This is a genomic window from Atribacter sp., assembly GCF_035418125.1.
GTDB classification, from domain to species: Bacteria; Atribacterota; Atribacteria; order Atribacterales; family Atribacteraceae; genus Atribacter; species Atribacter allofermentans.
This window is the reverse complement of the sequence record NZ_DAOLQM010000060.1, coordinates 1-9,481: the sequence shown is the minus strand read 5'-3', so window position 1 is coordinate 9,481 and position 9,481 is coordinate 1. Positions and strand designations below refer to the sequence as shown.

Genomic DNA, 9,481 nt, shown 5'->3' with positions numbered 1-9,481 from the left:
CCGATAATAGAATCGAACAATGTGATCCTGTAGCCTTAATAAGTCTTTCGTTTTTCTCTTTCACTATCGGAGTCAAGGTATATAAATAATTGAACTATTCCCGGTGTTAATCTTTTATAAAACTATCGTCCCACAAGTTTAATCTCCATCTTCTTAATATAGAGCTAACTCATGAACGATCCTGATGGCTACTAATGCTTGTAGGATTATTAAAAAAGATCATTATTCCTATCGATTAGGCAACTCTTAGTACGATCTACCCACAGTTTTACCAACTGATGACGAAATATTTATATGGTAATTATGAATTATCCATTATCCATTATCCATTACAATTGAGTGTACTTTTAAAGCTTAAGTGACAATATTATTTTATTCGTTGACAAAATGTAGGATGTAGGATAATCTACAATAAATATATTTATTTAATAAAAAAGGAATAGATATGGTTCTTAAAAAAATTAAAAAACAAAACATTTACGAGATCGCAATGTTACAAATTAAACAATATATAAAAGACAGCGAATTAAAACCTGGCGATAAGCTCATGAGTGAACAAGAGATTTCGAAATCTCTTGGGATTAGCAGAAATACCGTTAGAGAGGCGCTTAAAACTATGCAAGGACTAGGGATTATTGAAATAAAGCCAGGTGATGGAATGTTTTTGAGACCTTTTAATTTTGATGCGATTCTTGATAACTTAAGTTATAGCTTAGTTATCGATAAACCCGAAATCCAAGAATTGCTTGATGCTAGAAAAGCTTTAGAATTTTATTTTATAAAAGATGCCATTCAAAAATCAAAGCCTGAAACCATCTCAAAGTTGAATGAAATAATCAAGGAAATGTACGAAAGGGTATCTCGAGGTATTAAGATAACCGACTTAGACGAGAAATTTCATATGACTTTATATGAAGGTGTGGAAAACAAAGTTTTGTTGAAATTAATTTATGTATTTTGGAAAGTTATGAATTTAATAAGCGATCAAAGTATTGGAAAAGAAACAGATTTGCAAGGAGATTATCTGAGTCATAAAAAAATTGTTGAACATATTGCTGATAGAAATGTAGAAAAAGCTCGAGATGCTATTAAAGAGCATTTCTTAAGTATTGAAAAAAGATTAAAAAATAGAAAAGGAGGTGAATATTAGTATATTCGCTGTTAAATAATAGGTACTCATTTTCGGAGGAGGTATAGAGATGAGAAGAAATATACTAATAATTGTACTTTGTTTAGGTATATTGGCAATGTCGGCCCAAGCTGTATTAGCTGCGGATGACCTGTTTGGAAAGATTCTTGAAAAAGGTGAATTGGTAATAGCAACTGACATGACAGCAATTCCGATGCAATTTCGTGATAAAGATGGTAACCCAACAGGATTCACTGTTGAATTGATGGAATTGATGGGTCAAAAATTGGGAGTAAAAATTAAGTGGGTTGACTATCAATGGGAAAGCCTTATCCCATCTCTTCTTTCTAGCAAAGTAGATATGATTGCTGCTAATATGTCAATGACATTAGAAAGAATGAAAACTATTCGTTTCTCAAATCAATACTTTTTAACCGGTATTTCTTGTGTTGCCAGAAAAGATTCCAAACTCGAATCTTGGGAAGAACTAGATTCTCCTGATATAACCATCGGCACCACCATGGGTTCAGTACATGCTGATTTTATCGAAAAAAATATGAAAGCCAAAGCATCGCTATACGATAACCGATCGGAATATCTCACTGACCTAAAGAATGGCCGTGTTGATGCAGTTATGGATGACGAGATTGTATGTATGGATATTGTTAAAGCCGAGTCTGATATTAAGTTTCTCAAAGGATTGGTACGAGCAGATACTTATGGGTTAACCTTTAGACAAGGGTCGGAAACTGATCGATTAGTTGAATGGGTGAATAATTACCTGTTAAACGTCAAGCTAATGGGAGACTACGGTCAGTTGTATGAAAAATGGTTTGGGAAAAAATGGGAACCTTCTTGGATTGATTAGTTTATTATGGGGGGAGCAATTAAAATTGCTCCCCATATTTTTTTTCTATTCAAGATAAGGGGTATTTTATAACATGAAAAAAATAATTGAGATTAATAAACTCAATAAGTGGTTTGGGAAACACCATGTTTTGAAGGATATTAATTTGGAAGTATGCGAAGGCGATGTCCTTGTCCTTTGCGGACCAAGTGGTGCTGGAAAAAGTACGTTGCTTCGGTGTATAAATCTATTAGAAAACTTTCAAGAAGGTGAAATATTAGTTTTCGACAAAAGCATTAAGGAAAATCGTGCCAACCTTCGATTTATAAGAAAATCAACCGGTATGGTTTTTCAACATTTTAACTTGTTTCCTCATCTAACCGTTCTGGAAAACACTTATATGGCACCGGTTAATGTAAAAAAGGTTCCCAAAGAGAAGGCCATTGAGTTGTCTAAAGAGCTTTTGAATAAAGTAGGCATATTGGACAAGATTGATGCTTATCCGGAGCAACTTTCTGGAGGACAAAAGCAAAGAGTAGCCATTGCTCGAGCTTTGGCGATGGAGCCAAAACTGATGTTGTTCGATGAACCTACCTCTGCGCTCGATCCAGAAATGATCAAAGAAGTATTAGAAGTCATGAAACAATTGGCTTTAAGTGGTATGACCATGATGATTGTGTCTCATGAAATGGGATTTGCCCGAGAAGCGGCTAATAAAATTTCTTTTATTGACCAGGGGAATATTGTGGAGATATCCGATAAGGATGAATTTTTTCGAAATCCAAAACACGAGAGGACCAAGGCCTTTCTAAGTAAAATATTATAGGTGGTGGTTCTTATACTAATCGATACTCGTCTTATTGCCCGCGTAATGCCAATGTTTTTAAGTGGTTTAGTAGAAACGATTAAAATTTCGGTACTGGGCGGGATAATTTCTTTAATAATTGGGACCCTTTTAGGAATATTGTTGACAATAAATAATAAGGTAGTGAAGATTATTATTGGAGTATATACAGGTTTTATCCGGTCTACTCCTCTTCTAGTGCAACTATATTTTATTCATTTTGGTTTACCAATTATCGGCATTAAACTGCAAAGTTTCCAAAGTGCGGTTATTGCCTTATCAATAAACTGTGCCGCCTATATAACCGAGATAATTCGGGGGGGATTAAATTCAGTTGACAAAGGACAACACGAAGCCGCCAAAGCTTTAGGCCTTTCTTGGTTTCAAACCATGAAAATTATTGTGTTACCTCAAGCTTTTCAGGTAGCACTTCCTCCATTGATAAGCCAGTTTTCCTATCTCATAAAAGATACCAGTCTAGCTGCTGTGGTTATTGTTCCTGAAATAACCTATATTTCAAGAAAAGTTGCATCTCAAACTTATCGGCCAATGGAGTCTTTTGGTATTCCTACTCTAATTTACTTTATGATTTTTGTGTTATTGCGTTTATTAAGTAATTTTGTTTCTACCAAGGGACAGAAGATGGTAAGAGGATAAAACCGTGGAACAGATCACAATAACGGAACAATTAATAAGATTAGGCGGAGCTTTTATTAGGAATTTGGAATTTCTTCCCTGGGTATTATTAATCGGGGTTGTATTTGGTTTACTTTTTGCCTTGATTCGTTTTCATCGTATCCCAGTTTTAAATTTTATTGTAATGGCATTTGTTGAAATCATGAGAGGGGCTCCTTTTTTAATTATTGTTTTTGCAGTATATTTTGCCCTTCCCTATATGGGTATTCAGCTGGATGCTATTGCGAGTGGAATTGTTGTTTTATCTATGTCTGCTACCGCTTATTTATCAGAAATATTCAGAGGTGGTTTAATGGCCATAGATAAAGGCCAATTCGAAGCTGCCGATGCACTTGGACTGACTTATTTTCAAAAACTGCGTTTTATTATATTGCCTCAAATGATAAAAATATCTCTGCCATCCATGATAGGACAAATAGTTTTAACTATAAAAGATACCTCAATTGTTTCTTTGGTTGGTGTAGTTGAAATTGTTCGAACTTCAAGACAAATAATGCAAATTACCTTGGATCCGTTTACTGCATTTGGAATAGTATCAATATATTTTGCAATTGTTTGTTACCCATTAATTTATTTTTCGCAACGGTTAGAGAGGAGGTTGCAGAAATGAAACCTAGCTATGGTTCATCACGATTAGGCATATATGAACCAAATGTATTTACTTTTATTCATAATTTAAAACAAAAAATGCTGATAAAAAGCAACCGGTCATTAATTGATCTAAGCATCGGAGCCCCTAATCGTCCAACTCCTGCTTGGATTATCCATGAATTACAAGATCAGGTGAGTAAGCCCCAATTTCATTCGTATCCCCCTCCTCACGGATGTAGTGAATTGAGAGAGTCAATAGCCCACTGGTACAAAAAAAGATTTCGGGTGACTATTGACCCGGATCGAAATGTATTGGTAACAATCGGCGTAAAAGAAGCCATCGCTAATTCTTTATTAGCATTGGTAAATCCGGGTGATGGGGTATTAGTTCCCGATCCAGGATATCCGACGTATTTTGATGGTGCTCTATTCGCTGGAGCACGTTTGCTTTCATATAAAAGTGATTTTGATGAAGAATTTGTTTTTGAAGAGATTGAAAAGAAAGTTCTTTTATTCCAGCCAAAAATTATTATTGTAAGCTATCCCTGTAACCCAACCGGCCGGATGGTAACCAGTAGTTTTTACCAAAAGCTTGCTTTATTAAGCAAAAAGGAAAACCTTATTGTTATTAGTGATTTAGCTTATTCAGAAATCACATTTGACGGTTTAACGGCTCCTAGTTATTTGGAATCACTTACCCCCGAGATGGCTGGTATTGAATATTTTACTTTTTCAAAAACATACAACATGGCTGGTTGGAGATTGGGAGCGATAGTAGGTAGCGAAAGCTTAGTTAACCCGGTGAAGCTCTATAAATCGAAAATTGATTCCAATGTTTTTTATCCGATTCAATTAGCCGGAGTCTGTGCCTTAGAGAAAACACCAGATTCTTACTATCAGGAATTAAAAGTATTTTATGAGGAACGACGTAATATTCTTTGTTCTGGTTTTGATGACGTAGGTTTATCCTACACTCCAGCTCAAGGAGCGATTTATATTTGGTTAAAGACACCTAAAGATATGGACTCATTTGAATTTACCAAGGAATTATTTATAAACACTGGTATTCTGGTAGTTCCTGGAAATGGCTATAGCATGGAAGGTGGAGATTATGTCCGGGTTGGTTTAGTACAGGAAGCTCCACTACTCATAGAAGCCGTCCAGCGTTTGAAGGAGTGGCTTAAGTAATATACTTGTAGAAGGTTTACAAAATAAAAAGGAGTTATGATAATGAAGCCTCAAGGTATCATTGTTCCGATGGTTACCCCTTTGGATGAAACGGGTACTACCATTCAACTTAATCAAGTTGAAAAACTAGTCCAATTTTTGATCCAGAAAAAAATCAACGCTCTTTTTGTAACTGGTACTACTGGTGAGGGGCCTTTGATCAGTTTTGAAGAAAAAAAAGAAATTTTTCAGGTAGTTCACAAAATTAATGAAGGTCAACTTTTACTTATTGCTCAAGTTGGAAGTTTAACCACTCAGGAAACCATTAAAACAGCAGAAGCAGCACTGGACAATGGATTTGAGTATATTGCTGTTCTACCGCCTTATTACTTCAAATATAACGATGAAGCCTTGTATCAATATTACCATACAGTAGCCAACGCAATATCTCCAAAGCCAATTTTTCTTTATAACATTCCTTCAACCACCAATCATTTTCTGAACATACAATTGGTACAGAAAATTAAAAATAACATATCCAATATTAAAGGAATTAAAGATAGTAGTGGAAATATGAGTCACCTATCACAGTTGATTGCTATGCAAGATGAAAATTTCTCGGTTTATGTTGGGAGTGATATTCTTTCTTTTCCCTGTTTTTTGTTAGGTGCTAAGGGAATGGTGAGTGGTCCAGCTGGGGTTATTCCTGAAATTTACGTATCTTATTACCAAGCTATACAGGCCGGCAACCTTGAAAAAGCGGGTTCCCTATACCGAAAAATTGCCTATATTTCCCAAATGTTCAAAGACGGTAGTGATCTGTCCTTATTTAAAATAGCCTTACAAATGCGAGGCTTGATGGTTGGTGGAGTTAGGCCTCCATTAATTGAGTGTTCAAAAAATGATAAAGATAGGTTTGTAAAGGAATTTAAAACGTTTATAGAAACTAATAATATTCCAAAGTATTAAATGTCAAAACAAGAAATAAACACTAATATAATCAAAAAGGATTGGATAAAGATGAATGCAGATAATATACATGGGGTTATAGTTCCTGTCGTTACTCCGATAAATGACAAAGAAGAAATTGATCAGAAAGCGTTGCACGGTATTATCGAAAGATTAATAAAAGCTGAAGTGAATGGGATTTTCATGGGTGGATCAGCTGGTGAGGGGCCTTTGCTTCCAATTCACGAATGGACTCAATTAATGCAAAAGACTTTTGAATTCACACAAAACCGGGTAATTCTCATGGGTGGTGTGATGGATACCTCATCAGCTAAGATTAAGGAAAAAATAAGAATTTTAAAAGATATAGGGTATTCATATGTAGTGGTTACTCCTTCTTTTTATATTTCCATACATTCAGAAAGTGAACAATTCCGTTTGTTTGCTGAATGTTATGAAGAGTGCGATGGTATGGAGATGATTGCTTATAATATACCCTCTTGCACCGGATCAAAGTTATCGATTAATGTATTATGCGACCTAGCGCATCGTGGTTGGATTCATTGCTGTAAAGAAAGCTCAGGAGTTGCTGACTATTACACAGAATTGATTCAGAAAGGGAAAGATGCCGGTCTTTCTGTACTTATGGGAGACGAGATAAGTATGTTATCAGCACTTTTTGTTGGAGCTAACGGGATTGTTCCAGGATGTGCCAATGTTGAACCAACTACTTTTGTTTCGGTTTATCGTTCAGTCTTACAAAAAAAGTTCGATGATTTAAGGAAATATTATGATCGAGTAATTGCTTTACGAAATAACCTTCCATTGGCTGGTACTTGTTGGATTGCAGGAATTAAGTATGCTCTTTCAGTACTCGGTTTTGGAAACGGTAAAGTATTATCTCCACTTGAACCATTAAACGAAGAACAGAAAGCACGGGTTGAGAGATTTCTTTCCAGTAGCTAATTAAGATACAGGAATGATTTTGTCTTAAGTGCTAATGAGGATAATTTTTGGTATTATTATCTTATCGCTTGGGTAATTTAACCAAAGATTTAACCAAAACCTCCATCCGATAACTTATATTGCCGCTGTACATCATGAACATCTATCCTGAAAATACTAGAATGAGTAAAAAATTAACCAATAAAAATGAGAAATACACACCCCCCTGAATCCCCCCTCAATAGGGGAATATATTAAAAATTCCCCTCCTTGGAGGGGTGCCGCTTTACGGCGGGGAGGGTGCCTTTCTTTCGTAATCCTGAGCGGTGCTTTCCCGCGTGAGGATCTCATTTTTTCTTTACAAATGTTTTAAAGGATGGGATTCTCACGTCGTCCGGCAAAAAATACCGGACTCTCAGAATGACAGATTGAGTGGATGAGATTGCCACGTCACTTCGTTCCTCGCAATGACGGAACAGTAAAAAAATCAAATCCCCCCAACCCCCTTTACTAAAGGGGGAGATTGGTTTCTGGATGAGAAATCTCATCCTCATCTGGTGCTACTAGATAGCATGAGGGTCTATCCTAATAACCGACTTTGCTCAGATAATTCACCATAGATCTTTTGTGGGATATCACGTAAAACTGGAAAGTAAGGACGAAATATTTTATTAAGCGAATAATCGATGTCGGCAACAGTCAATGATTCCACATCATAAGGTGCCTTACTTAAAATTGGTTCTCCAGGAACCTTGGTTTTTGGATTACCTGGGCCAATTACACAACTTCCTCCCCAATATGTAAGCCCACCTTCTTCCCCAGCTAGGTTACAATAGGCAAGCCAGACTGTATTTTCCATTGCTCTTACTTTAATAATCGGTTCAAAAATATCTTTCTCAAAAGAGGGAGAACCAGAGAGAATAACTAAAAGATCTGCTCCTTTTAATGTCAATAGACGTGCTATTTCAGGAAAAAAAGTATCATAACAGATCATAAGACCAATTTTCCCAATTTTAGTTTCAAAAATTGGGATTTCGGTCCCTACTCGAAAAAAACGGCGATCTGGAAAAGCTCCTGGCCCAGTTTGATCAGTGGCATGACCAGGTAGTGTTTGTTTTCGCCACTTACCAATATAACCATCAGGACCGACAAATGCCGCCGAATTATATAAAACTCCTTTCAAGCCCTCCTCTGGCATTCCCCAGGTCACATAGATCTCATATTTTTTCGCCAACTTTTGAATAACTTCTGTTGAAGGACCAGGAATTGACTCAGCTATTTCGAAAAAGCGATCACTGTTCCCGTAACCTGTGAGAGCCATCTCTGGAAAAACAACTAATTGTGCCTCTTGTTCCGCTGCCCTTACTATATAGTTTTCAAATATCTTTAAATTATTAAGTGTATCTCCTGTTTTTGGGCAAATTTGAGCTAAAGCAATTCTCATTTCTTCATCTCCTTTCTGATTTGAACCAATAAGTTTAAATCACCGGTTTTGGAATAACACCAGGACCTTCGGGAATTACATTCACCTGACAATGAGCACCATACCAGGCTTCAGCTTGCGCTAAAGCTTCATCAATGCTATTGAAGCGAAGTAAAAACATATTAGAAGCAATTTCACTGGTAATCTTATTACCAGTAACAACTACCACCCGATTCCTCATTAAAACTTTCGCCAGAACTTGTACTTGCCAAAGATCTCTGCCGGTTATGGCTCCCGATAATATCTTATTATAAATGCTATCGGGTGAATTTTGGCCTAAGAAAATTTTATAGAAATTCTCATGTCCTATCCCATCCTGGCATTCTGCTACCAAAATAACCATTCCACCTTCTTCAGTTACCAATGAACCAGTAAAAATTCCTTTGACCCCCTGATATAAATCTCGATCTAAGGGATATCCCAGATTAGAGACCACTGTTACCGGTGATCTCGGAACATTAACCATAGTATGATGTTTAACAAATTCCACCGCTTTTCTGAATGATGAATCGAGATCTCCTGCAAAACAAGCTCTAATCGTCCCTTCTAAGTCAATAACCGTGTTGAGGGTAAATCGGACGTTTAATTTTTGAGCGGCTTCCAACGCTTCTATATGAATGGGATTTCCTTCCAAATTTCCACTAGTAGCAGCTTGATAACTAATGTTGAGCGGACTGTGATTTGACATTATTGTTTCATAACCACAAATACCGGGAAGAATGCTTTTTCTGCCACCAGAAAAACCTGCAAAAAAATGTGGTTCTACGAGTCCTTCGGTTATTAAAAGTTCTGACTCATAAGCAATTCGGTTAACTATGAGAGGTGTTCCGG

At 36.5% G+C, this 9,481-nt stretch carries 10 protein-coding genes; 8 read left to right on the top strand and 2 right to left on the bottom strand.

The genetic code is table 11. The annotated features are described in order from the left end of the window. Positions 1-445 precede the first annotated feature (445 nt). The 8 genes from PLK24_RS04875 (at position 446) to PLK24_RS04840 (ending at position 7,188) form a co-directional block, all read left to right on the top strand. On the top strand, positions 446-1,150 hold the full coding sequence (locus tag PLK24_RS04875; protein ID WP_324476843.1) for a FadR/GntR family transcriptional regulator: 705 nt from the start codon (positions 446-448) through the stop codon (positions 1,148-1,150). Between the two features lie 49 nt (positions 1,151-1,199). Continuing rightward, positions 1,200-1,997, top strand: a complete 798-nt coding sequence (locus tag PLK24_RS04870) for an ABC transporter substrate-binding protein (protein WP_324476841.1) — start codon at positions 1,200-1,202, stop codon at positions 1,995-1,997. A gap of 73 nt (positions 1,998-2,070) precedes the next feature. Beyond that, positions 2,071-2,802 carry an amino acid ABC transporter ATP-binding protein gene (locus PLK24_RS04865; RefSeq protein WP_324476839.1) on the top strand — a complete coding sequence of 244 codons (732 nt, stop codon included), beginning with the start codon at positions 2,071-2,073 and terminating at the stop codon, positions 2,800-2,802. A gap of 3 nt (positions 2,803-2,805) precedes the next feature. Next, complete coding sequence (locus PLK24_RS04860) at positions 2,806-3,477, top strand: amino acid ABC transporter permease (RefSeq protein ID WP_324476837.1); 672 nt, start codon at positions 2,806-2,808, stop codon at positions 3,475-3,477. Between the two features lie 4 nt (positions 3,478-3,481). Continuing rightward, positions 3,482-4,126: an amino acid ABC transporter permease gene (locus PLK24_RS04855; RefSeq protein WP_324476835.1), complete on the top strand. Its 645-nt coding sequence runs from the start codon at positions 3,482-3,484 to the stop codon at positions 4,124-4,126. Continuing rightward, positions 4,123-5,295, top strand: coding sequence for a pyridoxal phosphate-dependent aminotransferase (locus PLK24_RS04850; protein WP_324476833.1), 1,173 nt, complete (start codon positions 4,123-4,125; stop codon positions 5,293-5,295). Before PLK24_RS04855 ends, PLK24_RS04850 begins: the two co-directional genes overlap by 4 nt. A 42-nt stretch (positions 5,296-5,337) precedes the next feature. Continuing rightward, positions 5,338-6,243 carry a dihydrodipicolinate synthase family protein gene (locus PLK24_RS04845; RefSeq protein WP_324476831.1) on the top strand — a complete coding sequence of 302 codons (906 nt, stop codon included), beginning with the start codon at positions 5,338-5,340 and terminating at the stop codon, positions 6,241-6,243. Between the two features lie 51 nt (positions 6,244-6,294). After that, positions 6,295-7,188, top strand: coding sequence for a dihydrodipicolinate synthase family protein (locus tag PLK24_RS04840; RefSeq protein ID WP_324476829.1), 894 nt, complete (start codon positions 6,295-6,297; stop codon positions 7,186-7,188). Between the two features lie 559 nt (positions 7,189-7,747). On the opposite strand, the gene PLK24_RS04835 is transcribed toward PLK24_RS04840, so the two are convergent. Next, positions 7,748-8,611, bottom strand: coding sequence for a carbon-nitrogen hydrolase family protein (locus PLK24_RS04835; protein ID WP_324476827.1), 864 nt, complete (start codon positions 8,609-8,611; stop codon positions 7,748-7,750). 34 nt (positions 8,612-8,645) lie between these two features. Then, positions 8,646-9,481, bottom strand: an 836-nt coding sequence (locus PLK24_RS04830) for a lactate racemase domain-containing protein (protein ID WP_324476825.1), incomplete at its 5' end; no start/stop codon positions are given.